Here is a 24,882-nt window from a genome sequence, read left to right on the forward strand (position 1 = left end):
GAGAGCTCCTTTTCGCTGCGACCGGGCCTGACCTCGAAGACCCGATTGTTGCCGAGGTCGCAGAAGGTGGTGCAAAAGCGGTTCTTTTTGCCCAGGGTATGCTCGTCGATTCCGAGCATCCGGGGGCAATCCCGGTTGGAACGTTTGCGCACCTCCAGCTCGGTGTGCTGGTGATAAATCCGTTCGACCGTAGCCTGCCCGATTCGCTCCCTCTTGGCCAAAGTGCTCGCGCAGATCCCGTCTTCGTGGCGCTGGTGGACTTCCTTGCGAAAGAGCTCCGAGCTCTGGCGATAAGGACGGATGCCCGGAAGCGTGGGAAGGAAACTCCGCTTGCACCTCCAGCACCAGAAACGGCGGGTGTGCACCAACAAAAAAGTTGAACGAACATAACCACTTCGATGACGCACCTTCCGAAGATAACGGCCCTTACTGCGCGGCCCCGGGGCCGCGCAGTAAGGGCATCTCTCAGGCTCCCTCTCCAGAACCGCCTCCAACTCGTCCAAATCCGATTTGCATCGCTGCGAGATCACTTCGTAGCCTGCTATTCCTGTTAGGTTATTCATTGGGGACATGATGGTCTTTGCCCCTCATGTCCCCAAACTTTGAGGAAGACCGTGAAAGCGACGCCGAGTCGCTTTTTTTTTTGCGGCATGTAGTCGTGAGAGCTTCCAGCTCTCTCACCCGTTCGATCGGACCAACTGGCCCGTAATCGGGTCTTCAATTGACTTTGGTTGAGTCGAGGGTTCGATGCATCACCAATGAAATCACGGTTTATCCACCTGCTCTTCGGGCTCATCTTGGCAATGAGTCCAGTCGCCGCCCTCGAGGTAGCGAGCCTTCATCCACTCGTCAGCGAACTGGCCCGCGAGGTAGGCGGGGACTCGGTAACCGTAATTGATCTGATCGAGCCGGGAAACAATCCACACGACTTCGACCCAAATCCGCAAACCTTCGCCGCTGCCTCCCAAGCCTCTCTAGTCCTCATTTCCGGGAAAGGACTCGAGGACTCCTACCTCGAAAAACTCGCGGACAACCTCGGACCGGATACCGAGATCTTCGACGTGGGCGAAGGAGCCTACACCCTCACCTTTGCAGAAAACCTGTCCTCTCCGAATGCAGACCCGCACGAGGATCATGACGATCACGATGGCCACGAGGATCATAGTGAGCATGAGGAGCATCCCTCCCAGGAGAGCGAGGAAGCCCCTGACGGCCACCACCATCATCACGACCACGGATCGGTGGATCCTCACTGGTGGCACGATCCCGACAACATGCGGCGGGCCGCCTTTGTCCTCGCTCAGAAGATGGGTGAGATCGATCCAGAGAATGCGGAAGCCTACAATGCCAATGCTCTCGCCTATGCCCGTGAGATGCGCTCTCTCAAACGGTGGATTCGCCAACAGATCGAAACGATCCCTCCTTCGGATCGGATTCTCGCAACCTCCCACCTCGCCTATGGTTACCTGTGCCACGCCTATGGAATTCAAGCGATCGCCATCCAGGGATACAACCGCGAGGACAACGCCTCTCCTCAGGAGCTTGCCGAATTGATTGATTTCCTTCGGACCCATCAAGTCCGCGTCCTCTTCCCGGAGATCGGCTCCAATCCCAAGTCTTTACAATCTGTCGCGCAGGATACCGGTCTGGTCATCGGGCCACCTCTCATCGCGGACGGCACGGGCATGGCTCCCGGTGATGGCTATGAGGAAATGATGCGCTCCAACGTTACCGCTATCGTGACGGGGCTTTCGGATTAATCTCCCTAAGCCGGTGCAGCCCTGCACCTCCAAGCGAGTTTCTTTCGGGAAAGGTTGCAGAAAATCGATGGGCACATCTCTTTCCCCTATGGCATTTTCACGCAAATCCCCCCTCCTCGCTCTGATCATCTCGGCCTTTAGTCTTCTCGCAGCCTGTTCGAGTCCGGCCAAGGACACCAGCAAAGCCACCATCCCGACAGAGCTAACCGAGAACTATGAAGTCGCCACCCTGGCAGGAGGTTGCTTTTGGTGCATGGAACCGCCCTTTGAAGACCTCGAAGGCGTCCAGGCCGTAATCTCAGGATTCTCCGGTGGCGAAGAAGTCGACCCTTCCTATCAGGACGTAGCCTACGGGCGCACTGGCCATACGGAGAGTGTCCAAATTTATTTCGACCCCTCGATCATCTCCTACGAGGAAATTCTTGGGGTCTATTGGCGACAGATCGATCCGACTGATCTGAAAGGTCAATTCGTCGACCGCGGCCCGCAATATCGCCCTGAGATCTTTGTTCACTCCTCCGCGCAGCGAAAGGTCGCCGAGGAATCCAGAAAAGAATTGGAAGAGAGCGGGCGATTCAATGAAGCGATCGTCGTCCCTGTAACGGATTTCGTCTCCTTCTACCCGGCCGAAGAATATCACCAGGATTTCTACAAGAAGAGTCCCCAACGGTATTACGGATACCGCAAAGGCTCGGGACGGGATCAATTCATCGAATCCCACTGGAAGGACTAACTCCTTGTTTTTGAATTTACCTCTTGGATCCAACGAATAAGCATAGTAGCCGCCATGGGAGACTCCTTCATTCGCAAGAGAAAAATCGCAGCTTTTTCCCGCGAGGAACTGATTGAGAAGTTTGAAAGCCTTCCGCCTTCGCCGAGCGAGATGGGAACCGTCGAAATGCTGGCCGTGCGCCCCTCCCAAGGCGTTCACGAAGAACGGGAAGAGCTCACACTCTCTCCCGAGGGCGGCGTTTCCGGAGACCGCTGGATTAAGGGAAGCTGGATGTCTCTCGAAGACGGGTCGCCGGACCCTCAGGTGCAAGTGGCGATGACCAACAGCCAAGTCATGTCGGTGGTCGCCGGTTCCCTCGAGGCAGGAAAGGAGTGTGGCGACAACCTCTACGTTAACTTCGATATTTCAGAAGAAAACCTACCAGTCGGGACCCAAGTTCGGGTTGGCGAATGCATTCTCGAAGTGAGCGGCGTAGTCAACGATGGCTGCAGTAAATTCACCCAACGCTTCGGTCGAGACGCCTACGAATGGGTCAGCAATCCTGACGAGAGCCATCGCCGACTTCGCGGAATTTTCTGCCGTGTAGTCAAACCGGGCAAAGTGCGTATCGGCGATGCCGTGACGAAGAGTTGATCAACTCTCAATCTCGCGAAAGAGTTTCCTCCATTCGCTCCGCCGTTCATCATCGACCGCCGGATCCGTTTGCACGATGACGCCCCGCACCCCGCGGAAAGGCTTCGAGAGCAAATCCTGAAAGCCACCGGATCCCGATAGAGTTTGCACGGGGATCCCATGTGCCTCGCAGACTTTCGCTAGATCTACCGCTTGCGGGGTCAGGAAGAACTCATCAAAGACCTGCTCCTCGGAGCGAATCGGCAACTGCCCAAAGATCCGCCCTCCCCCATTGTCGATGACAACGAAGGTCAAGGATCCCTCGATCTGCGAAGCCGCTTTCAATCCTCCCACATCGTGGAGGAAGGCCAAGTCACCGAGAACTGCGAAAGTCGTATCGCCACCGTCTGCCATACCCGCAGCCATCGAGACCAGCCCCTCAATCCCGCTCGCTCCCCGATTCGAAAAGATCCGAGGACCGCGCGGGCGATTGGCAAACCAGAAGCGCTCCGCGTCACGAACCGGCATGCTGTTGGCGATCAAAACCTGGCTTTTCCGAGGCGCGCTCACTGCGATCTCATGGTGAATTTTTCCTTCGAAATTTTCGGGCATCGAGTCGAGCCAATCAGAGACCACAGCCACCGTCTTCGCTTCCGCCTCAAGCCAAGCTCCTCGGAAAGCCTCTTCGGGAAAAACATCCGGAAGGTCTCCCAATCCCTCAGGAGTCCCACCGATCCAAGTAAACGGCTTCCGCGCGGGGTCCAAACCTCCGGGGAGCCTTGACCACTGCCATCGAGGCCCTTCAAACCGGGCCAACCACTGCCGAAGGCTCTTCGCGGTCGGTTGAATTCCCACCTGCAGAATTGCTTGGGGCGCAAAATCAGAATGTCGGTCCAGCCATCCCGCAGACAAGAGCCCCTCATACTGAGTCACTACCCGTTCTCCCGCTCCGGGCATCTGCCGAAGTGGATTCAGAACGTCTGCGAGAATGGGCCATCCGAGGTAGTCACTCAGCCGAAAAAGACCATCCGCCCAGCGCTTTGGATTCGGGGGATTCGCGGAGCCCACTATAATCCATCCCGGCCCGGCATTGCGGAGCGATTCCCAGTCAGCGGAAACCTCTGGATCTGGACCTGCGGGTTCATTCAATTCACCTTTTTCAAATGAACCATTGGGCACCGCTGGCAAAAACGGTTCCCGGAAAGGCAGATTGAAATGCACGGGCCCCGGGTTCTGCCCGAGCGCCTCACTCAGACCCGCTTCAGCGATTCGCTCCAACTCACGGCAACCGTCGTCTCCACGCGGCACCTCTGCATCGATCGACCACCGAACAAATTTCCCGTAAATCCCAATCTGATCGATCGTCTGCCCGGCTCCACAGTCCCGCAACTCCGGGGGCCGATCCGCGGTGAGCAGCAACAACGGAATCCCCCGTTCCGAGGCCTCGATCACCCCGGGATAGTAATTCGCAGCCGCTGTCCCAGAGGTACAAATCAGAGCGACGGGACAATGGGAACGATCTGCAATCCCGAGGGCAAAGAAGACCGCCGAGCGCTCATCAAGAACAACCCGCGCCCGGACTTCCGAGAAATGCTGGAGAGCCAAGACCAGCGGCGTAGAGCGAGAACCAGGACTGACGACAAATTCCTTCACCCCCCGGGCAACCAGAGCTGCGAGGAAACTAAGAGCCTGGTGCGCACTCTCAGCCGGTTTTAATGCATTCGGTTCGTTCGGGTTCTGATCCACGATAAACCAGCTTGGAGTGATCCCGGAATGGCGACAAGAATCATCCGCCGGGCGAACATTCGATTCCTCCATCTGCAGAGAAATCCGGGCGAGTCAATTTGTCTCACACGGTCCCAGATTTGCCCTTCTCTGTCCCGACAGCGAAGCCGATCACTTTGGTTAAAAGATACCTCCCCACCTTTTCGACAATCCCCTTACCTACTGACTAACGGCGTCTTACGAGATTTATAACCGAAAACAGCCCACCCGGCATTATGTCTAAAAACTCGGCATTCGTTATGCAATAGAGGGAACCATGAATCCAGATTTTAACCGATTTACAGAAAAGGCACGCGAAGCGGTTGTGCAGGCACAAGCGCTCGCACGCGAAAACCAAAACGCTCAGATCGAGCCTGTACACCTCTTGGCGACTCTCGCCCATCAGGAGAATGGGATCGTTCCGGGCTTACTCAACCATCTACAAATTCCTCCCAATGCGTTGGTCCTTGCCGCCAACCGGGAAGTCGGCAAATTGCCGAAAATTTCCGGATCGAACGGCCAGCCCGGCATGGGCTCCGATCTCGCTTCGGCATTCACCGAGGCCGAGAAAGTCACATCCAAGCGGAAGGATGAATACATCAGCACGGAGCACCTCCTTCTCGGTCTCCTCACCGTGGGACGCCCGAAAGCCCTAAAGGATCTATTCGACAGTTTTGATCTCGATGCAAAACGCCTCGAGAAGGCCATCAAGGACCTTCGCGGTGATCAACGGGTCACCTCGGAGAACCCCGAAGCCTCGTTCGAAGCGCTTGCCAAATACGGGGAAGACCTCGTCCAGAAGGCGCGCGACAACAAGCTCGATCCAGTCATCGGCCGCGACGAAGAGATTCGCCGGGTCATCCGCATTCTCTCGCGCAAGACCAAGAACAATCCGGTTCTCATCGGGGAGCCTGGCGTCGGGAAGACCGCGATCGCCGAAGGCCTCGCCCAGCGCATCGTTCGGGGCGACGTTCCCGATGGCTTGAAAAATCGCACGATCTTCTCGCTCGATCTCGGATCGCTCCTCGCCGGTGCGAAATACCGGGGTGAATTTGAAGAACGCTTGAAGGCCGTCCTCCAAGAAGTGAAACAAAGCGACGGACGCATCATTCTCTTCATCGATGAGCTGCACACGATTGTCGGAGCCGGGAAGGCCGAAGGCGCCATGGACGCGGGCAACATGCTCAAGCCCATGCTCGCACGCGGGGAGCTACACTGTATCGGGGCAACTACCCTCGACGAGTACCGTCAGCACATTGAAAAGGACGCTGCTCTCGAGCGCCGCTTCCAGACCGTGCAAGTTGACCAACCCTCCGTCGAAGATACGATCTCGATCCTCCGCGGTTTGCGGGAGCGCTTCGAAGTCCACCACGGTGTCCGCATTCAGGATAACGCCTTGGTGCAGGCCTCCACCCTCTCCAATCGGTACATCAGCGATCGTTTTCTTCCCGACAAGGCCATCGACCTCGTCGACGAAGCCTGCGCCCTGATCCGCACCGAAATGGACAGCATGCCCGGTGATATGGACTCGCTGAACCGCCGCATCCTCCAACTCGAAATTGAAGAGGCGGCCCTTCGGAATGAAAAAGACGAAGTCAGCCAGCGCCGACGGCAATCGCTCGGCAAAGAACTCTCGGACCTCCGGGAAAACCTCGGCGGACTGAAAGCCGAATGGGAAAACGAGAAAAAGGTCATCAACGAAGCTCGCTCGATTCGTAAAGAGATTGAGGATACGCGCCACGCCATGGAAACGGCCGAACGCCAGTATGATCTCAATACTCTCGCCGAACTGCGTCACGGGAAGTTGCCGCAACTCGAAGCCAAATTGAAAGAGTTCGAGAAGGCCGAGTCGAAGACCCACCTGTTGAAGGAAGTCGTCTCCGCCGATGAAATCGCGGAAATTGTCGGACGCTGGACCGGGATCCCGGTTTCCCGCCTCCTCGAAGGAGAACGGGAAAAGCTCTTACGACTCGAGGACATCCTTCACGAGCGTGTGGTCGGTCAGGAAGAAGCAGTCCAAAGGACCACCGAAGCCATCCTCCGCGCCCGTGCAGGAATTAAGGACCCGAAGCGCCCGATTGGTTCGTTCCTCTTCCTCGGACCGACCGGGGTCGGAAAGACCGAGCTGGCGAAGACCCTGGCCCGCACCCTCTTCGACACCGAAGCCAATCTCACGCGGATCGACATGTCCGAGTACATGGAGAAACACGCGGTGGCTCGACTCATCGGCGCACCTCCGGGATACGTCGGATTCGAGGAAGGCGGTCAGTTGACGGAATCCGTTCGGCGCAAGCCCTACAGCGTCCTTCTCTTCGACGAAGTGGAAAAGGCGCATCCAGATGTGTTCAACATCCTCCTTCAAGTCATGGACGACGGACACATCACCGATTCCCATGGTCGCACGGTCGACTTCAAGAACACCGTGATCATCATGACCTCGAACATCGGCAGCCGTCACCTGCAAGAAGGGGTAAAAGGAGACCTGATTCCGGATGCGGTTCACGAGGCGGTCATGGCCGAACTACGACAAGCCTTCCGACCCGAGTTCCTCAACCGGATCGATGACACGGTTCTCTTCAAGCCATTGACCCGAAAGGAAATCGGCTCGATCACGAAACTCCTGATCGACGACTTGAACCGTCGACTCGAGGATCAAAGAATCGTCGTCCAACCGACCGAGGCGGCCTACGAATGGCTCGCCGACGAAGGTTACGATCCCGTCTACGGCGCCCGCCCACTACGCCGCTTCATCCAGCGTCAAGTCGAGACCCATCTCGCCCGCGCCATGATCTCCGGCGAAGTGCAAGAAGGCCAAGCCGTGAAGTTGGACCATCAAAACGGCGAAACGACACTGACCCCCGAAGGCGAATTCGTAGAAGCGAATGCCTAAAGAGAAATTCCAGAGGCGACCGGAAATCCGGTCGCCTCTTTTTTTTGAGAGAGCCCGTAGGGGCGCAGCTTCAGCTGCCCCCAATCGCGTCGGTTTCGGACCGGCACCCGGGAAGACCTTCCGTAACCCCAAGACCGCGCAGCTGAAGCTGAGCGGCTACTCATTGTAGGGGCGCAGCTTTAGCTGCCCCCCATCGCGTCGGTTCCGGAACGCACCCGGGAAGACCTTCCGCAACCCCAAGACCGCGCAGCTGAAGCTGAGCGGCTACTTGCGAAATCCGATCTTGCCATCATCTCGCAGACTCTCAGCATTCTGCCATCGATTCGTTCGATTTTCAGAGCCGTTTTATTGGCGTGTTTCGGGACACTCTTCCTCACTGGGTTGTGGACCGGGGATGTTATGCGGTCACTCTCCGCTGCCACGGGAGTTTGCCCGCCGAAGTGCTTTTTCGCTTACGGGAATATGGAGAGGCCGAGGAAGAACGTCCGCCTTCCAGCGAAGTCTATGAGCAACGACAACGGCATCTTTTCCGCATCCTCGAAACCTATCTGGATCAAGGTACGGGTTTCGCCCCGTTCACGGACTCCACTCTCGCCCGAATCTGCTCCGAATGGCTCAGGACCTACGATGAGGACGGACTTCGCTTTTCCGATTGGAGCGTCATGCCCAATCACCTTCACCTGATCACCCAGCCATTGTTTTGCGATTCCTGCGAAACCTTTCGAACGATCTGGGTTCGTTTTAAGATGAGGGCCTCCCATCTACTCAATCAGAACCTATCCCGAACGGGAAAGGTCTGGCAGCGATCTTGGTTCGACCGCTGGATCCGCACCCCCACAGAACTCGCCCACTGGCAGAACTACGTCGAAAGCAATCCAGCAAAGACTAGACTCTGCCAGCAATCGCAAGACTGGCCAGGGAACTCGAATTATCGGAAGCGGTGAGGCCATTCTCCGCGAAGTTATCGACCAGGGAGGAAGATTTCGCCGTCGGGGCGCGGCTTCAGCTGCCCCCAATCGCGTCTGTTCGGAATCGCACCCAGAAAACCTTCCGCAACCACAGGACCGCGCAGCTGAAGCTGAGCGGCTACTTCTCTGTAGGGGCGCAGCTTTAGCTGCCCCCATCGCGTATGTTTCGGACCGCACCCAGGGAAACCTTCCGTAACCGCAGGACCGCGCAGCTGAAGCTGAGCGGCTACTTGCTTCAACTCCCCCCGGTCCGCGTCAAATTCCGACCTGCGGAGCAGCCGCAGGTTCCTCCTCCGCATAGAGAGGATCGATTCCTGCGCTTGCGGCGCCAGCGCAGGAACAAATACGTGAAAGCGGCTAAAATGGCTCCGAGAACCACTAGGAAATCAACGATCTGACTCATTTTGCCAATTGGGTTAAAGGAGGGTTCCGACTTGATAGACGAGGACGGCGGCCACCCAGGCCAGGGCCGTCATTCCGAAGAATGAACCTGCAGCGTACCAGCCGTTGAGTTCCTTGGCAATCAAGGCCACTGTTGCACCGCATTGCAGGCAAAGGCAGAAGAAGATCAAGACCGAGAAAACCACGGGTAGCGTAAAGACCGGCATGCCTGCCTTCGGCCCGGAGGGCCAGGTCTCGTTTGCGATCTGGTCCCTCAACCCCGAGGACTCCTCATCCACATCGGGACCGAGTTGATAGATGATTCCCAAGGTCGAGATCACGAGTTCGCGGGCCGGAAAACTGGAGAGCACCCCGACGGTGATTTTCCAATCAAATCCCGCTGGTGCAAAAACTGGCTGCACCCATTGGCCGAAACGGCCCAGATAGCTATTTTCCAGATAGGCTGCCGCGAGAAGATTATCGTATTCAGCGAAGTAAGGACTCTCCTGATCGGCAAGTAGCTCATCTGCCTTTGCAGAGGTCACCGAGAGCGCCTGAGTGATTCGCTCTACTGATTGTGCGTGTATCTCGGTCTCGACCGATTCACTTCGAGGGAAGTAAAGGAGGGCCCAGATCAAAACCGAGAAAGCGAGAATCACCGACCCGGCCCGCATCAAAAACTCTCGCCCACTCTCCCACATCCGCAGCAGAAGATTCCGGAGATGAGGCACTTTGTAGTGCGGCATCTCGAGAATGAACGGCGAAGCCCCCGAAGGTGCGAAAAACCGATGGGCCACCCAAGCCAAAGAGGCGGCAATGAAGAGCCCAACGAAGTGAAGGAGGAACAGCGTCCACCCGGCAGCTGCCGCGCCGTAGGTCGGCTCGACAAAGGCACCGATGAAGAGAACATAGACTGGCAACCGCGCCGAGCAGCTCATGAACGGTGCCATGAGAATGGTGGTCGTCCGGGACCAGCGGCTTTCCAGGGTTCGCGCGGCCATGATCCCCGGGATCGCGCAGGCATAGCTGGAAAGCAGTGGGACAAAACTCTTCCCATTCAAACCACACCAACCGAGCGCTTTATCCATCAGGAAAGCTGCTCGGGCCATGTAGCCCGTATCCTCGAGGAGACCGATAAAGAAAAAGAGAACAAAGATCTGCGGTAGGAAGATGATGACGCCACCGACCCCGGCAACAATTCCATCGACGACCAAGCTCTCCAGAAGCGGAGTTCCGGATAGAACGGGACGCAAGGCCTCTTGGGTCGCCCCCGTCAAGAAATCCAGCCCGTCCATGATCGGGCCGGCCCAGCTGTACACCGACTGGAATACGACCCACATAACCGCAACGAAAATGATCGATCCCCAAAAACGATGGAGCAAAAGCCGGTCAATGGACTCCGAAGCACCCACCGCACGGCGTTCTTTCTGGTTCGAGACGTCGGCCAGAATCTCGCGGATCCTTCCGTATTGGATCAGAGCCTCCGCCGGTCCGGGATTGAGCCCAGCGGCCGCGATTTTCCGGCGACCTTCTTCGACAATCTGGCCAATTTCTTCGCGTTGGTCTGGCCAACGGCCATAAAGAGCGCTCCGTGGATCAAAAAGAAAACGCAAAGCCTCGGCGCGCCGCAATCCAGAGACGGTCTCGCAAAGCTGGTTCAGGGTCTGCTCGACTTCGAGATTCCAATCGGTGGGCTTGATATAGGAAGGCACCTCCAACTTTTTGCGGATCGTCTCTTCCAGTTTCGCCATTCCCTCTCCCGACCGGGCCGAGATCGGCACGACAGGAACTCCGAAGCGCTCCGCGAGTTTATCGCAATCGATGTTCAGACCTCTTTTCCGGGCAATGTCCCACTGGTTCAGGACCAGGATCATCGGGAGCCCGAAGTCCGCCGCTTGCAGAGGAAGAAATAAATTCCGCTCCAAATTCGTCGGATCGATTACACAAATCAGGAGGTCGAGTTCATCTCGTCCCGACCGGGCAGCCAGAGCATCCAATACCGCCCTTTCGTCCGCCGTCGTCGCCGAAAGACTGTAAGCCCCCGGCAAGTCGACGAGCTCCAGAGGATCATTCCCTGCAAAAGCGGTCCCGACGCGTTCTTCTACCGTAATCCCCGGATAATTGGCGATACGCTGCCGGAGTCCAGTCAGCCGATTGAAGAGGGTCGATTTTCCCGTGTTGGGGTTTCCGATGAGACCGACTCGAGCGGTCTTCTTTTTCTCAGCCGCCAATACCACTGAATTTTCTCCACTGTCCCACTAAAACTGCTTTCGCTTCGACTTTGCGAAGACCAATCCGTTGTCCGCCAAGATCCACCGCAATCGGGTCCCCCAAAGGAGCAACCCTGGCGAGACGTAGGATCTGCCCGGGGAGAAACCCCAGCGAACTTAGACGCAATGCTGAGGGACAGTTATCATCGACCTCACTGATCTCACATTCGTAGCCCAGAGGAAGTTGGTCCAACGACCCGCATATCCCCTCCCCCTTGTTTGTGTGACTCATCTCCATTGCCCCTGTTTTCCTAAAATTGAGACTCATGAGCAACCATTTTTGATACTGAATCCCACTCTAGGCTTCTTCCTTATTCAGTGAATTAGAAGATCTTTCCGATGGACTCCGAACGCACAAGCCACTCAGCCTGCGGCCCAATAATTGCAAATTGCATGAATTTCGGGGATTTGGAAAAAATTCTCCTATCCTCATTGCAACTATGGGGAAGCCTAGTTAGCTCCCGAGAATGTCCCGCAAAGCGAAAGCCATCCGTCTCCGAGGAGTCCGGCAAAACAATTTAAAGAACCTTTCCGTCGATATCCCGCTCGGTAAGGTAACGGTCGTAACTGGGCTCAGTGGAGCCGGTAAATCATCCCTCGTCTTCGAAACCCTCCACGCCGAGGGACAGCGCCGCTATGTAGAGACCTTTAACGCCTATACCCGCCAATTTCTTGAAACGATCGGGCGTCCGGACGTGGACTCGATTGAGAACATCTGCCCCTCCATTGCCATTGAGCAGAAGAACTCCGTACGGACTTCTCGCTCCACAGTCGGAACCATGACGGAGCTTTGCGATTTCTTCAAAGTCTGGTTTCCCTCCGTCGCCACCCTGTACGATCCGGCCACGGGGCACCCTATCGGAGACGATTCGCCGCAATCGGTCTGGAAACGTCTGCTCGCTGCGAGTGAAAGCACCGACCCCTGCCTCATCGGCTTCCGAATCGAAAAGCCCAAAAACATCGACTGGGAGGAGATTCTCTCGTCGCTCGGAAAGCAGGGGTACAATCGTGGAGTTCACGGAGGAGAAGTCATCCGGCTCGGGGAGATCCAACCCGACGCCCTCAAGGGAAGCCAGTCGCTCCTCGTCGTTCAGGATCGACTCAAGATCGCCCCTACCAACCGAAACCGTTTTCTCGAGGCAGCGACAACCGCCTTCCAGCACGGCCACGGCGAGATGCTCATCTTCGATTCTTCGGGCGAGATCCTGCACTCTTTTTCAGAGGGTTTGCGCTCCCCGGAAACCGGCCGCACCTTCCGCCCTCCTCAGCCCGCAGTCTTCTCGTTCAACTCACCGATTGGGGCATGTCCCAGCTGCCGCGGTTTCGGAAGAGTCATCGGCCTGAACCGCGACTTAGTCATCCCGGATCAAACTCTTTCTCTCAACAAAGGAGCCATCCGTCCGTTTCAAGGCAAAGTGTATTCCAATTCCCTCGACGACCTGCGCCGTCGGGCAAAAGATTTCGGTCTGCGCATGGACGTCCCCTGGCAGGACCTGACCGACCGGGAAAAGCGCTTTGTCTGGGAAGGTGATACCGACTACCCCAGCGGAGAAGATGAGGCCTGGATCGGCCGCTGGTACGGAATCGAACGTTTTTTCGCCTGGCTCGAGAAAAATGTCTACAAGATGCACGTCCGGGTTTTCCTGTCGAAATACCGTGCCTACGACACTTGTCCCGATTGCAATGGAAAACGCCTCGGCGAGGAATCTCTCTGCTGGAAATGGAACGGGGTCACCCTGCCCGACCTTTACGAGAAAGAAGTTGGCGAACTCCGGGCCCTCATCGAACCTCATCAAGAAGACCTCGACCCCGGGGATATCCTGGGACCCATCCTTCAGCGCCTGCGTTTCCTCGATGATGTCGGGCTGGGTTATCTAACCCTCAATCGAGCCACCCGCACGCTCAGCGGCGGGGAGACCGAACGAGTCAATCTCACGACCTGCCTCGGGACCTCGATGGTCGACACCCTGTTCGTCCTCGACGAACCTTCAGTAGGACTTCATCCCCGTGATATTGACCGCCTGATCGGAATTCTTCGCGGACTCGCGGCCCAGGGTAATACCGTCGTCGTCGTCGAGCACGACGAACGGATCATGCGCGCCGCAGACCGCATCCTCGAGATCGGGCCCAACCCCGGCCGCCGAGGAGGAGAAATCGTCTTCGAAGGAACGCCCGCTCAAATCTGCTCTTCTCGCAAAAGTCTGACTGGCTCGTATCTTTCCGGTGAAGTGGGTGCCGCTTCGTCGGAATCACGCCGCCCGGTCGAGATGGATCAACGCAAAAAGGAAAGCTGCGGGCGCCTCTCGATTTACGGAGCCTCCAAACACAACCTCAACGACATCAACCTACATCTTCCGCTCAAGCGCTTTGTCGCCATCAGCGGAGTTTCGGGGTCTGGGAAATCTACGCTCCTGCAAAAAGTCATCTACGACGGCCTTCTCCGGCAAAGAGGTCAACCTGTCGATGATCCCGCCCAGATTCGTGACATCGATTCCAGCGAGTCCATTGGCGAGGTCGTTCGCATTGACCAGAGCAGCCTGAGCAAAACCCCGCGCTCCAACCCTGCCCTCCTCACCGGAGCCTGGGAAGAGTTTCGTAAGGCTTTTGCCGCGACCGAAGAGGCGATCAGCAGCGGCATGACTCCGGGAACTTTTTCCTTCAATGCGGGAGACGGCCGCTGCGACCATTGCCAAGGTCTTGGCTACGAACATGTGGAGATGCAGTTCCTCTCGGACCTCTACCTCCCCTGCCCGGTCTGCGAAGGCCGCCGTTTCAAGCCGGAGGTCCTCGCGATTCAACTGGAAGGTTGCTCGGTCGACCAATTGCTCAAGATGGAGGTAAACGACGCTCTTGAACGCTTCGCGGACCGTCCGAAAATCGTCGAAAAACTCGAACCGATCCAGCGGGTCGGTCTCGGCTACCTTCCCTTGGGCCATCCGCTCAATCAACTTTCCGGAGGCGAATCTCAACGGCTAAAGCTGGTGCGCCACTTGGGCAAGATGGGCAACAAGAAATCGAAAGCCCCCCGGGGCGCCGCGCTCATTCTGATCGATGAGCCGACCACCGGTCTCCACCGCCACGACATCGCCAATCTTCTCGAAGTCTTTCAGGAACTTGTGAAGGCGGGCAACAGCCTCGTCGTCGTCGAGCATCACCCGGATGTGCTCACCGCTGCCGACTGGATGATCGAGATGGGCCCAGGCGCCGGATCGGCCGGTGGCAAAATCGTCGCCGAAGGAACTCCCCTCGAAATTGCCCAAGGCCAAACCGAATCCGCTCCGTTTCTCCGCGAAGCGTTTGGAAGCGAAGGCGAGATCATCCCATTTCCCTCCGCGGAGTCGAGCGAGGAAGTCGCGCTCGTCGCCGAGTCAGCGGTTCCCTATGGCGACCGGCCCCGGGCCATCGCTGTCGAAGGCGCCCGTGAGCACAACCTTCGGGACATCAGTGTCCAAATCCCTCACGGAAAAACCACGGTCATTGCCGGAGTTTCCGGAAGTGGAAAATCGACTCTGGCCTTCGACATCATTTTCGCGGAGGGACAGCGGCGTTTCATGGAGTCGATGTCCGCCTACGCCCGTCAGTTTGTCGAGCAACTGCCGAAGCCCGAGGTGACTCGGCTGAGCGGACTCGCGCCGAGTGTAGCCATCGAACAACGAGTAACCCACGGCACCGCGAAATCAACCGTCGCCACCATCACGGAGGTCGCTCAGTACCTGCGCCTGCTCTTTGCAAGAATCGGCATCCAGCATAATCCAGTGACCGGGAACCCGGTGAGCGGACTCTCCGAAACCGAGCTTACCCGATTGTTCGAAAAGCTTCGCAAAGATCTGCAAAGTTCCAAAGGGAAAGCGTTCGTCGGAGCCCCACTGATACGAGGACGCAAAGGACACCACCAACCGCTGGCCGACTGGGCCGCAGCGCGGGAATATCCTTATTTGATCTGCGACGGAAACTGGGTCCGCCCCAATGAGTTCACCAAACTGGATCGTTACCGTGAGCATGATGTCGACGTCATTCTTGCAGACCTGACCGATCTTGACAAAGCGGAGGCCCACGAACGTTTCGGCCTCGCCCTCAAATTGGGACACGGTACCGCTTTCGTTCAACTCGGCAAAGCAGGCCAGCGGCATCACTTTTCGAGTTCCCGGGTCGATCCCGAGACGGGCGAAGCCTTTCCGGAGCTGGATCCCAAGCACTTTTCGTGGAACTCACCCCGCGGATGGTGCCCCACCTGCCGCGGGCGGGGAACGCTCATTGAAGAAGCGGTCGAAGGTGGCGATGAACCGATCTGTCCAGACTGCGAAGGCACCCGACTGAATGAACTGAGTCGCCACGTCTACCTGCGAACTGGCCCTAAGGATCGGGTCAACCTTCCCCACTTGCTCGCGTTGAACGCCCCGCAACTGATTCAGACCATTGAAAAGGTTCAGGGGAATCCACGCGACCGAGCCATTCTCAAAGAGATCTTTCCGGAAATTCGCGAACGACTCCAACTCATGGAGCAAATTGGGCTCGATTACCTCACCTTGGATCGCTCCACTCGCACCCTATCCGGCGGGGAGGCCCAGCGCATTCGCCTCACTTCGCAACTCGGCTCGAATCTGACAGGGGTCCTCTACGTTCTGGACGAACCCACCATCGGGCTCCACGCCCGCGATAATGAAAGACTTCTCCAGTCCATCGACACATTGAAGCGTCGCGGCAATACCGTTCTCGTCGTCGAACACGATGCCGACGTCATTCTCAACGCAGATCGGGTCATCGACATGGGCCCCGGCGCAGGTGTGCACGGGGGAGAGATCGTCGCCGAGGGCACTCCGAAGCAAATCATCCGCAACGCAGCATCGGTGACCGGGAAACACTTGGCTCGCCAAGCCGTCCATCCTCTGCGCGGAAACCGCCGCGATCTGCCGAAAGCGGGCAAGGAATGGATTCGCCTCGATGAGGTCCGCCTCCGCAATTGGCAAGGAGACTCCGTCGCCATTCCCCGCCGACGTCTAACCGCGGTTTGCGGAGTTTCCGGGGCAGGAAAATCGACCTTGGTGCACGAAGCACTTCAGCGGTCGGTAGACGGGGCGCTGAAAGCAGGAAAGAACCAACTCGGTGTCACCGCTTTGCGTTCACTCTTTGCGGGCTCAGGAGAGAAAAATCCGATCGCTAAAGTGAGCGGATTTGCCGGCATTCGCAAGGTCATCGAGATCGACCAATCTCCGATCGGGAAGACCTCGCGCTCCACTCCAGCCACCTACATCGGAGTCTTTGATATGATTCGCGCCTCTTTCTCGGCCCTTCCGGAGGCCAAGATGCGCGGTCTCACCTCCAGTGCCTTCTCTTTCAACACCGCAGGAGGCCGCTGCGAAGCTTGTAAGGGCGCGGGTGTCCGCAAACTGGAGATGAACTTCCTCCCAGATGCTTCCGTCGTCTGTGAAGAATGTGGCGGCAAGCGCTACCGGGGAGATCTTCTCGATATTCATTGGCGCGGAAAGTCGATCGCCGATGTCCTCGAGATGTCCTTCGAAGAAGCTGCAGAATTTTTCTCCTTCGACCAGCGCATCCACCAAATCCTCGCCCTGATGGTCGAGACCGGTCTCGGCTACCTGAACCTCGGGCAACCCTCTCCCACCCTCAGTGGCGGAGAAGCCCAACGGCTGAAGCTGGTGAGCGAACTAGCCGGAGGAACGGCAGGACCCATCGGATCCGAGAATCTCTATCTCCTTGAAGAGCCAACAATCGGACTCCACCTCAAAGATTGCGAACGATTGACAGGACTCCTCCACCGACTCGTGGACGAGGGCCATACCGTCGTCGTCGTCGAGCACCAGACCGACATACTCGCCGAAGCCGACTACCTCATTGAAATCGGTCCCGAAGGCGGAGACCGCGGCGGTCAGGTCATTTTTGAAGGGATCCCCGAAGCGATGCTCAAATCCAAACAAAGCCTAACCGCCTCCTGCCTGAAGCCATTACTGAAAGGTTGAGATTGGCCGAACGGCTGCATTCGACGAGCTCATGCGGAGAGCCTTGGTCGGGATACGGCCTTTCCCGCTCTCCCATGGCTTTTTTTTGATTGAGAAGAGTGTCGGAGGCAAAGACTGCAGGTCTACTCTCGTACCACAGGCTGCTCGCCTGTGACGCGAATCGAGAGCTGGAAGCTCTCGCTACTCTGGTCTCCCAGTATCCCGTGACTTTTCGGATTGAGAAGAGTGACGCAGGCAGAGGCTGCAGACCTACTCTCGTACCACTGGCTGCTCGCCTGTGCTGCGAATCGAGAGCTGGAAGCTCTCGCTACTTTGGTATCCCGTTCTCGCATGACTTTAGTCGTGTGATTCCCACGGTCGGAAGGCACTCCGGATTACCGAAGCCTCCCCCCGGTCGCCTAAGCCTTAGTTGTGATGGCAACCGCAGCTCCCGCCACAGCAACCCCCGCCGCTCGAGGAAGCGGACGCCGAGGAGGAGGATCCTCCGCCTACGGCAAAGGCGGTAAAGACTTTCTTGAGCTTTTCCCCCGTCTCCGGGTGGTGGGTCAAGGGCTCGTCCGACATGCTTTGGCGGATTTCGTAGTGCTTCACCTTTTCTCCCTTTTTCGAAGGGACCGTTTCGTATTCGTAGATGGGCATAATGGAGGTTCGATAAAAGAGTTATTCTGCCGCTTCGGCGCTCGCGGCTTGTTGCACCGGAATCCCCGGTTCGCGCGAGTGGCTCCGTCGAAATTGATACCGGTTCAAGTCGGCGAGTGAAAGACGCTCAGCCATGTCGTCGATTTCCCGCACTGAATTCTCGTCGACCAACCTCGAATTCTTTTTAACGTCGTGGTGGAGGGTGTTGTACTTGATCTGATCCAATTCCTTCGACGAGAAGAGTTGATCGCCGCCACGGAAGTCCACTGGCTCGACCATTTCCATGTCTAGCTCTTTGGTTCTGAAACGGTCCGACTTGTACAAATCCATTTTCTGGACCTTGAACTTGTCGTCTGAAAAGCGATACTGCTGCGTGGAAAACTGGGTGGTATCGAACCGTTTCGACATCCACCGGTTGGTGGGCTGCGGGATCTCGCCCTTGGTATCGTAACGCTGACTCTCGATTTTCCGGTTTCGCTTCGAGAAATCCGTTTGGGTCACCTGTGCGCCAAGAGCCGAGGCGATGATGGTCCCCAAAGCGCAAAGGATGATCTGGCGAAAACGGTTCACTGCCCAGAATTGAAGGATAATTTTGTCAGAATTGCAAGAATCCTGAAAGGCCGCACCCCGGACGGGTGTCGCTACCCGTGCGGAAGAGTTTTGGACCGAAACGATCCCATTTTCCACGGCATTTCGGAATCGCAGGGCTTCAGCTGCGCCTTTCTTCTCAACTTGAAAAAGGCATGCGAGAACGGAAGCCCAAAGTAGCGAAACCTTCCAGCTCTCGATTTGCAGCACAGGCTGACAGCCTGTGGTACGGGAGAAATGCCCAGGCTTCTGCGGACATAGAAGCACCGCGCGCCTCGAAACCTCTCCGGGGTTATTTTACAAAACGGCTGCAAATGAGCGGTGAAGTCCCCGCATTTCTGGTTGCACCCCCGGTATCCTAGGGCCGGTCTTCGCTTTCGACCTGCCCCTCCTGCTCACCGAGCGGCGACTCAGCCGAATCCGTTTCCCGATTCCCATTCTTCTTTTCGCCCCCATTACGGGATGGGATTGCAGCCAAAAGATAGAATGGGAAATAAGCCAACTTCCGTAAGCCCGCGACGTTGGAGATACTCGTCAGGCTCTTGCGGGTTTCGGCGATCACGGTGTCGAGGCGGAGTCGCTCCGTTCGGGATTCCGGCTCTTCCACGTAGGCCAGACGGTGGAGTCCGTAGAACCCGACAATGGCCGCGAGAAAAAAGACAAAATCGAGCCCCCGAAGATTCAGCGCCGAAAAGACGATCGGATCCCCGTCGGTGAGAACTTCGGTAAAAGAGAAATTGGCCGCAAACTCACTGCCCGCCAAAACATCGGCGATGATCCCCCCAACAATCGGAGCCATCGTAGCCGCTGCTCCGTTAAACAGAGCATTGCTCGCCAAGAAAGCGGTGGCCTTGCCTTTAGGGGCATTCTTCATCGCCAGATTTCCCGTCGAGAGGATCACCCCCGCCGTCGAGATTCCGGTCAACACGTGGATCAGGATCAAGAGCGGAATGGTTAGGGCATACTTTTCCGGGAAGGTTGTGAAGGGCCAGACGAGCGTAGCGATCATGAACAGCTGGCCTGCCACGAGGAGGACTGAACGGTTACTCCACGCATCGGCCAAGGTTCCCCAGATTCGATAGAAGAGCACATTCACGACCTGGCTGAGGACGCTGAGTGAAATGACGATTCCCATCGGAATCTCCAACCGCTGGAGCATGTAGACCCCGAAAAACGCCCCGGCCATGTTGGCCGCAAAGCTCCAGAAAACCGTAAAAATCAAAAGCTGCCGGAAGGGCTTCGAACGAATGGGTTCGAAGAGAAGAGATAAGAAAGGGGCCAATTCGGCAGGTTCCGGCTTGGGCTCCGGCACCTGGTTCAGAAATTTGGTCCCGAGAATGCCCACCAGCCCGGCAATGACAAAAAAGAGGCTGTAAGGAACAAATGGATCACCGCTCCACTCAAGCAAGGGTGTCACGGCCCAACCAGCACCCAGGGTCACTGCTGCCCCGACCGCAGAAGCGATCGACAATCTCTTCCCGAAAAAACCTCCAAACTCCTTCTGAGGGATCAGATCCCGCATCCACGAATTGAAGGCACACCCGGCGGTGGCGCTGATCCCAAAATAGAAAACGATGAGCCCAAGAAGCGCCCCGGACCAGTAATCCGGAGGGAGAAGAAAAGGAATGAAGGGGATGAACAACCAGGCAAAGCGGCCGATCAAAGCCGGCAAGACAACCAGAGCCTTTCGATTCCGCAACTTCTCGACCGCGTAAATCGAAGGAATCTGCAAAATCTGGCTCGCCGGACCGATCGCTGCCAAGAAACCGATCAAGAGATTCGAGGCATTCAGTTCGAGCGCGAAGGCGACGAGGAATGCGCCTCCCCCGAGCACCCCCAGGATCTGCGAACAAACCGCATCGTAATTGAGAAGGCGCATTCCACTGCGCAGTTCACTCTCTGAAACGGTTTCTTTTTGCTGAAATAAACTCAAAATTAAAGATCTCCCCTTACATCCAATTAAGCAGAGGCCATTCCACAATTCATCTGCTTTTTACCGGGGACCATTCCCCGATCCCCAACTGAGCGCCCCAAATGGCGCTCTCGTTGCCCTAGCGGTCTACCGGAGCGTTCCAGATCTCGATGGCACGATTCTCGTGCTCGTAGCCGAGGCGGATCAAAGAACCCGTGTGGATGACGAAATGACGCCCTTCACTCGGCCCTAGCCTCAACCAGCGAACCGTAAACACGCGCAGAAGATGACCGTGCGCAAACAAGGCCACATCCCCGGAGGCCTCCAAAACTCTTTGAATTACCCGGTCGCACCGGGCCGCCACCTCTTCCCCCGTCTCTCCACCGGGAACGGGATGGGTGAAAATGTTCCATCCGGGCACTTTCTCCCGAATTTCAGAAGTCGTCATGCCTTCGTAATCGCCGTAAAACCATTCCGCAAGGTCCTCATCGATCTCCATCCGATCCCCGACTCCCGCCAATTCAGCGGTTTCCTTCGCCCGCTTCCGCGGACTACTCAAAATCAGGGAAAAGTCGCAGAGTTCGACCACGGGCTTGAGCGCTTTCGCGTCGTCCCTCCCGTTCGCCGTAAGGGGTAAATCTGTAATCGAAGTATGCTGCCCAGACCGACTCCACTCCGTCTCCCCGTGACGAAACAGAAATACCTTTTTTTGAGTATCCTCCGACATGATGAAAGCATTGATACCATTTCCCACGGAAGCACAAGACCCAGATGCATTTTTTGGGCAAATGCCAAAGGATCTTCTAGAACGCACTCTCGTTCTGGCGTTACTTTTCGCATTGAGAAGAGAATGGCACAGACTGAAGCTGCGGCCCTGCTCCTGTAACACAGGCTGCTAGCCTGTGTCGCGAATCGAGAGCTGGAAGCTCTCGCTACTTTGGGCTTCCGCTCTTGCATGACTTTTTCAAGTTGAGAAGAGAGGCGCAGCTGAAGCTGCGTCCCTACTCCCGTACCACAGGCTGCTAGCCTGTTACGCGAATCGAGAGCTGGAAGCTCTCGCTACTTTGGGCTTCCGCTCTTGCATGACTTTTTCAAGTTGAGGAGAAAGGCGCAGCTGAAGCCGCGGCCCTGCTCCTGAACCACAGGCTGCTAGCCTGTGACGCGAATCGAGAGCTGGAAGCTCTCGCTCTACTTTCGGCTCCCCGTTCTCGCATGACTTTAGTCGTGCGATTCCCACGCAAGGAAAAGCACCCTCCCCGAGCGACCGCCTATTCCCGCCCCAAAACTCCGAAATTCCCTCGACCCCGAATTGCCTCCGCACCGCCACTGCTGGCGACTATCGACGCGCAAAATGCTCTACAGCGAAATCGTCTTCTTCGTGCACCGTCTCAGGGGCGGCAAATCGTTCTTCGAATGGAGGGAAGAAGGTGTCGCCCTCGGACGCGAGTTTGACGCGCGTGAGGTAGACTTCGGTCCAGAGATCCATGGTCAGGCGGTAGATCTCGGCCCCACCGATCACGTACACCTTCTCATCCGGAGCCAAGGCTGACTGAAGCGCCTTTACCGAGGAGAAGACTTCAATTCCCGGGGCTTCAAAATCCGAACGACTGAGGACAAGGTTGCGCCGCTTCGGCAAGGGGCGTCCGATCGATTCATAGGTTTTCCTTCCCATGAGAATCGTGGCGCCGCTGGTCAGGTTTTTGAAAAACTTCAAATCACCGGGAAGATGCCAGGGCAATTGCCCGTCGCGCCCGATGACCCGGTTATCCGCCATGGCGGCCACTGCGATCCATGAGTGTGACGACTCTTCGGATTTGGGCTGGGAAGATGTCTCCATCACACCGCGACCGGAGCCTTAATGCCAGGATGAGGATCGTAGCCCTCGAGCGTGAAGTCCTCGTACTCGAATTCGTCGATCTCCCGCCGTTCCGGATTGATGATCATCCGCGGTAGAGGTCTAGGCTCACGGGCGAGTTGAGTCTCGGCCTGCTCCCGGTGATTGGCATAGAGATGAACGTCTCCAAAAGTGTGAACGAAATCGCCCGGCTCCAGATCACAGACTTGCGCCATCATTTGCAGGAGCAAGGCATAGGAAGCGATGTTGAAGGGCACTCCGAGAAAAATATCGGCGCTGCGCTGATAGAGCTGGCAGCTGAGCTTTCCATCGGCCACGTAGAATTGGAAAAGCGCATGGCACGGGGGCAATGCCATCTGATCGATCTCCCCGGGGTTCCAAGCCAAGACCATGTGCCGGCGACTGGCCGGATTCTTGCGCAACGACTCGACTACTTCCGCAATCTGGTCGACTTTTTTCCCGTCAGGCCCCTGCCACGACCGCCATTGGGCCCCATAGATGCGCCCCAGATCTCCATTGGGCGCGGCCCATTCGTTCCAAATTTTTACGCCGTTTTCCTGCAGAGAACGGGCGTTCGTTTCGCCTCGGAGGAACCAGAGCAATTCATGAATGATCGATTTCAGGTGAACTTTCTTCGTCGTCACCAACGGAAATCCTTCGCTCAGGGGAAATCGCAATTGAGCCCCGAAAAGGGACCAAGTGCCCGTTCCGGTCCGGTCATCGCGGAAACTTCCCGTTTCCAGGATCGAACGCATTAAATCGAGATAGACCTTCATGGCTTTTCAGCTTCGTCTTCCGCAGGCGCGGTGACAAGGGTCCAATTTTTCTCGGGCGTATCAATTTCGAGTTTCAGGGCTTCACCGGCACCGACTTCGACCACGCCTTCGGCAATGGAAGAATCAGGCCGCCCTTGAGGAACTCCATCGGTGATCCAGTAATAAAAAGATGCATCTTCTTCGTTCAGATTCCAGAAGGTGATATTGGCCATATACCCCTCTTCGCTCAGTTTCAGCTGCGTCGATTCCTTAAAGTAAACGTTGCGGGTCGCAGGGCCGGGAATCGCCATCCACCCTTCTGGTGCCGAAGCCTTCGATTCCATGCGATACCATCCCTGCTTGCGGGAGACGATGAACGTGCCCTGCCAGGTTTCTCCGGCTTGAAGAACAATCGGATCAACCCCGAGAAATGGCTGAAAATCCCCAATCAAATTTGGGGTGCGACGGCGTATCTCCAGATCGGTGATTTCGATCACAACGGAGTCGGAATTTTTCAACTCCAGAGTCGCCGGATATCCGATAACAACATTCCCTCTCACGGGAAAGGTGAGACCGCTAATCTGCTGCAGCGGAGCCCCGGTCACCCGTTGATTGGAAACTTTGGTGCGCACCTCCAGCTTGGGAAAGTCGGAAACTGTCTTGTAGGGACCAAATGGATCTTTCGCTAGATCAGATAGAGCCAGTTTCAAGGTCTTCTCTTGTGCGGCCGTCTCATCCGGGCTTAGCGATGCGGTCGAAGCACACCCGGAGGCAAGGATCAGGGTAACCATTCCCGCCAAGGCTCCCAGGACGGAAGAAGAGAAAAATCGCGAATTTGGGAGAATCATGATCGCCCGAGAAAAGAACTTCCCGAGGCGGGGAGCAAGCCCGATTCAGCCGGAAACGAATCGATCAGCTCTCGATCGTGCAGCCCGCGACCATGTCGCGCAAAAACCCGGAAAAATCGCTCCACCCTTCCGTTGAATTCACCGAAAGATCTGCGCAACGCTTCACGATCGCACTACCGACCACCACCCCGGAGGCCCACTGTGCAGTCTGACGAACTTGACTCGGATCCGAAATTCCAAATCCGACAACCGTCGGAAGTTCGGTCTGCTCCCGGATCGCCGAAAGGGCTTCCTCAACGCCTTCAGCCATATCCGTCCGCTCACCAGTAACTCCCTCGCGCGAGACATAGTAGATAAACCCAGTAGCGGCGTCCGCAATCAACGGAATCCGCGATTTCGGGGTCGTCGGAGCCACGATAAAAACGGTCTTCAGATCATGCTTTTTGCAGATCTCCAGATAGTCAGCCCCCTCTTCCGGAGGAAGATCCAAAACGAGGAGACCATCGACCCCAGCAGCCTTCGCTTCGAGGACGTAATTCTCGATCCCTCGCGAGAAGACCAAGTTAAAATACGTATAGAAAACAATCGCAACCTCGTCGGAGATTTCACGAACCTTCCGCACCAATGCAAAAACGTCGGCAGAGGTCACGCCGTTTGCCAAAGCTCGTTCGGCAGCGCGTTGATTGGTCGGACCATCCGCCAACGGGTCGCTGAAAGGAACGCCAATCTCGAGAACATCGACTCCCGATTCAATCAGATGACGATAGATCTCGACCGAAGTTTCGAGATCCGGATCTCCGGCACAGGTATAGGAAACGAAGGCCGACTTCTTTCCCGCCGCCTTCAAACGCTCGGCATCAAATGCCCGGGCAATGCGATCCGAATCACTCATGGTGCCGTAGAAGCTTCTCCTGAATCTGAATTCTGAA

General features: G+C 56.7%; 18 protein-coding genes. 6 read left to right on the forward strand and 12 right to left on the reverse strand.

Going from position 1 to position 24,882, the window contains the following annotated elements:
- Positions 1 to 563: transposase (locus tag H5P30_RS16845; RefSeq protein ID WP_185691332.1), on the reverse strand; the 563-nt coding region annotated here is incomplete at its 3' end.
- Positions 564 to 758: 195 nt separating this feature from the next.
- Between H5P30_RS16845 and H5P30_RS16850 the strand changes: the two genes are divergently transcribed.
- The 3 genes from H5P30_RS16850 to H5P30_RS16860 all read left to right on the forward strand — a co-directional run bounded on the left by H5P30_RS16850 (position 759) and on the right by H5P30_RS16860 (position 3,126).
- Entirely contained in the window at positions 759 to 1,760 is a 1,002-nt protein-coding gene (locus H5P30_RS16850; RefSeq protein ID WP_185694084.1) for a metal ABC transporter substrate-binding protein, read from the forward strand.
- A gap of 88 nt (positions 1,761 to 1,848) precedes the next feature.
- Positions 1,849 to 2,493 (forward strand): peptide-methionine (S)-S-oxide reductase MsrA, encoded by a 645-nt coding sequence (gene msrA, locus H5P30_RS16855; protein ID WP_185694085.1) that lies wholly within the window; start codon positions 1,849 to 1,851, stop codon positions 2,491 to 2,493.
- A gap of 54 nt (positions 2,494 to 2,547) precedes the next feature.
- Positions 2,548 to 3,126, forward strand: coding sequence for an MOSC domain-containing protein (locus H5P30_RS16860; RefSeq protein WP_185694086.1), 579 nt, complete (start codon positions 2,548 to 2,550; stop codon positions 3,124 to 3,126).
- Here H5P30_RS16860 and menD read toward each other — a convergent pair whose 3' ends face one another.
- Positions 3,127 to 4,923, reverse strand: a complete 1,797-nt coding sequence (gene menD / locus H5P30_RS16865) for a 2-succinyl-5-enolpyruvyl-6-hydroxy-3-cyclohexene-1-carboxylic-acid synthase (RefSeq protein ID WP_185694087.1) — start codon at positions 4,921 to 4,923, stop codon at positions 3,127 to 3,129.
- Positions 4,924 to 5,146: 223 nt separating this feature from the next.
- Between menD and clpB the strand changes: the two genes are divergently transcribed.
- Together clpB and H5P30_RS16875 are read left to right on the forward strand one after the other, a co-directional pair.
- On the forward strand, positions 5,147 to 7,759 hold the full coding sequence (gene clpB / locus H5P30_RS16870; protein WP_185694088.1) for an ATP-dependent chaperone ClpB: 2,613 nt from the start codon (positions 5,147 to 5,149) through the stop codon (positions 7,757 to 7,759).
- A gap of 353 nt (positions 7,760 to 8,112) precedes the next feature.
- On the forward strand, positions 8,113 to 8,703 hold the full coding sequence (locus tag H5P30_RS16875) for a transposase (RefSeq protein WP_185694089.1): 591 nt from the start codon (positions 8,113 to 8,115) through the stop codon (positions 8,701 to 8,703).
- Between the two features lie 440 nt (positions 8,704 to 9,143).
- On the opposite strand, the gene feoB is transcribed toward H5P30_RS16875, so the two are convergent.
- Together feoB and H5P30_RS16885 are read right to left on the reverse strand one after the other, a co-directional pair.
- Positions 9,144 to 11,339 carry a ferrous iron transport protein B gene (gene feoB, locus H5P30_RS16880; protein WP_185694090.1) on the reverse strand — a complete coding sequence of 732 codons (2,196 nt, stop codon included), beginning with the start codon at positions 11,337 to 11,339 and terminating at the stop codon, positions 9,144 to 9,146.
- Entirely contained in the window at positions 11,329 to 11,610 is a 282-nt protein-coding gene (locus tag H5P30_RS16885; RefSeq protein ID WP_185694091.1) for a FeoA family protein, read from the reverse strand. The genes feoB and H5P30_RS16885 overlap by 11 nt, the downstream gene beginning before the upstream one ends.
- Positions 11,611 to 11,845: 235 nt before the next feature.
- On the opposite strand from H5P30_RS16885, the gene uvrA reads away from it, so the two are divergent.
- Entirely contained in the window at positions 11,846 to 17,356 is a 5,511-nt protein-coding gene (uvrA, locus tag H5P30_RS16890) for an excinuclease ABC subunit UvrA (protein ID WP_185694092.1), read from the forward strand.
- 405 nt (positions 17,357 to 17,761) lie between these two features.
- On the opposite strand, the gene H5P30_RS16895 is transcribed toward uvrA, so the two are convergent.
- The 8 genes from H5P30_RS16895 to trpA form a co-directional block, all read right to left on the reverse strand.
- Positions 17,762 to 17,995: an FmdB family zinc ribbon protein gene (locus H5P30_RS16895; RefSeq protein WP_185694093.1), complete on the reverse strand. Its 234-nt coding sequence runs from the start codon at positions 17,993 to 17,995 to the stop codon at positions 17,762 to 17,764.
- 21 nt (positions 17,996 to 18,016) lie between these two features.
- On the reverse strand, positions 18,017 to 18,793 hold the full coding sequence (locus H5P30_RS16900) for a hypothetical protein (RefSeq protein ID WP_185694094.1): 777 nt from the start codon (positions 18,791 to 18,793) through the stop codon (positions 18,017 to 18,019).
- 148 nt (positions 18,794 to 18,941) lie between these two features.
- Complete coding sequence (locus H5P30_RS16905; protein WP_185694095.1) at positions 18,942 to 20,516, reverse strand: MFS transporter; 1,575 nt, start codon at positions 20,514 to 20,516, stop codon at positions 18,942 to 18,944.
- Positions 20,517 to 20,634: 118 nt separating this feature from the next.
- The gene (locus H5P30_RS16910) at positions 20,635 to 21,222 is read right to left on the reverse strand and encodes a histidine phosphatase family protein (RefSeq protein WP_185694096.1); all 588 of its coding nucleotides are present in this window, start codon (positions 21,220 to 21,222) and stop codon (positions 20,635 to 20,637) included.
- Positions 21,223 to 21,831: 609 nt separating this feature from the next.
- Entirely contained in the window at positions 21,832 to 22,269 is a 438-nt protein-coding gene (locus H5P30_RS16915) for a dihydrofolate reductase (RefSeq protein WP_425504938.1), read from the reverse strand.
- A gap of 62 nt (positions 22,270 to 22,331) precedes the next feature.
- Positions 22,332 to 23,126, reverse strand: coding sequence for a thymidylate synthase (locus tag H5P30_RS16920; protein ID WP_185694098.1), 795 nt, complete (start codon positions 23,124 to 23,126; stop codon positions 22,332 to 22,334).
- A complete protein-coding gene (locus H5P30_RS16925; protein WP_185694099.1) occupies positions 23,123 to 23,953 on the reverse strand; it encodes a hypothetical protein in 831 nt (276 codons plus the stop codon). Before H5P30_RS16925 ends, H5P30_RS16920 begins: the two co-directional genes overlap by 4 nt.
- A 64-nt stretch (positions 23,954 to 24,017) precedes the next feature.
- On the reverse strand, positions 24,018 to 24,845 hold the full coding sequence (gene trpA / locus H5P30_RS16930) for a tryptophan synthase subunit alpha (RefSeq protein WP_185694100.1): 828 nt from the start codon (positions 24,843 to 24,845) through the stop codon (positions 24,018 to 24,020).
- Positions 24,846 to 24,882: the final 37 nt, after the last annotated feature.

It is taken from the genome of Puniceicoccus vermicola (assembly GCF_014230055.1).
In the GTDB taxonomy this organism is placed as follows: Bacteria; Verrucomicrobiota; Verrucomicrobiia; order Opitutales; family Puniceicoccaceae; genus Puniceicoccus; species Puniceicoccus vermicola.

Excerpts from the sequence above, each read along its gene's own strand:
- H5P30_RS16850 (WP_185694084.1), top strand. The coding sequence starts at position 759 with ATGAAATCACGGTTTATCCACCTGCTCTTCGGGCTCATCTTGGCAATG.
- msrA (WP_185694085.1), top strand. The coding sequence starts at position 1,849 with ATGGCATTTTCACGCAAATCCCCCCTCCTCGCTCTGATCATCTCGGCC.
- H5P30_RS16860 (WP_185694086.1), top strand. The coding sequence starts at position 2,548 with ATGGGAGACTCCTTCATTCGCAAGAGAAAAATCGCAGCTTTTTCCCGC.
- menD (WP_185694087.1), bottom strand. The coding sequence starts at position 4,923 with ATGGAGGAATCGAATGTTCGCCCGGCGGATGATTCTTGTCGCCATTCC.
- clpB (WP_185694088.1), top strand. The coding sequence starts at position 5,147 with ATGAATCCAGATTTTAACCGATTTACAGAAAAGGCACGCGAAGCGGTT.
- H5P30_RS16885 (WP_185694091.1), bottom strand. The coding sequence starts at position 11,610 with ATGAGTCACACAAACAAGGGGGAGGGGATATGCGGGTCGTTGGACCAA.
- uvrA (WP_185694092.1), top strand. The coding sequence starts at position 11,846 with ATGTCCCGCAAAGCGAAAGCCATCCGTCTCCGAGGAGTCCGGCAAAAC.
- H5P30_RS16895 (WP_185694093.1), bottom strand. The coding sequence starts at position 17,995 with ATGCCCATCTACGAATACGAAACGGTCCCTTCGAAAAAGGGAGAAAAG.
- H5P30_RS16910 (WP_185694096.1), bottom strand. The coding sequence starts at position 21,222 with ATGTCGGAGGATACTCAAAAAAAGGTATTTCTGTTTCGTCACGGGGAG.
- H5P30_RS16915 (WP_425504938.1), bottom strand. The coding sequence starts at position 22,269 with ATGGCGGATAACCGGGTCATCGGGCGCGACGGGCAATTGCCCTGGCAT.
- H5P30_RS16920 (WP_185694098.1), bottom strand. The coding sequence starts at position 23,126 with ATGAAGGTCTATCTCGATTTAATGCGTTCGATCCTGGAAACGGGAAGT.
- H5P30_RS16925 (WP_185694099.1), bottom strand. The coding sequence starts at position 23,953 with ATGATTCTCCCAAATTCGCGATTTTTCTCTTCTTCCGTCCTGGGAGCC.
- trpA (WP_185694100.1), bottom strand. The coding sequence starts at position 24,845 with ATGAGTGATTCGGATCGCATTGCCCGGGCATTTGATGCCGAGCGTTTG.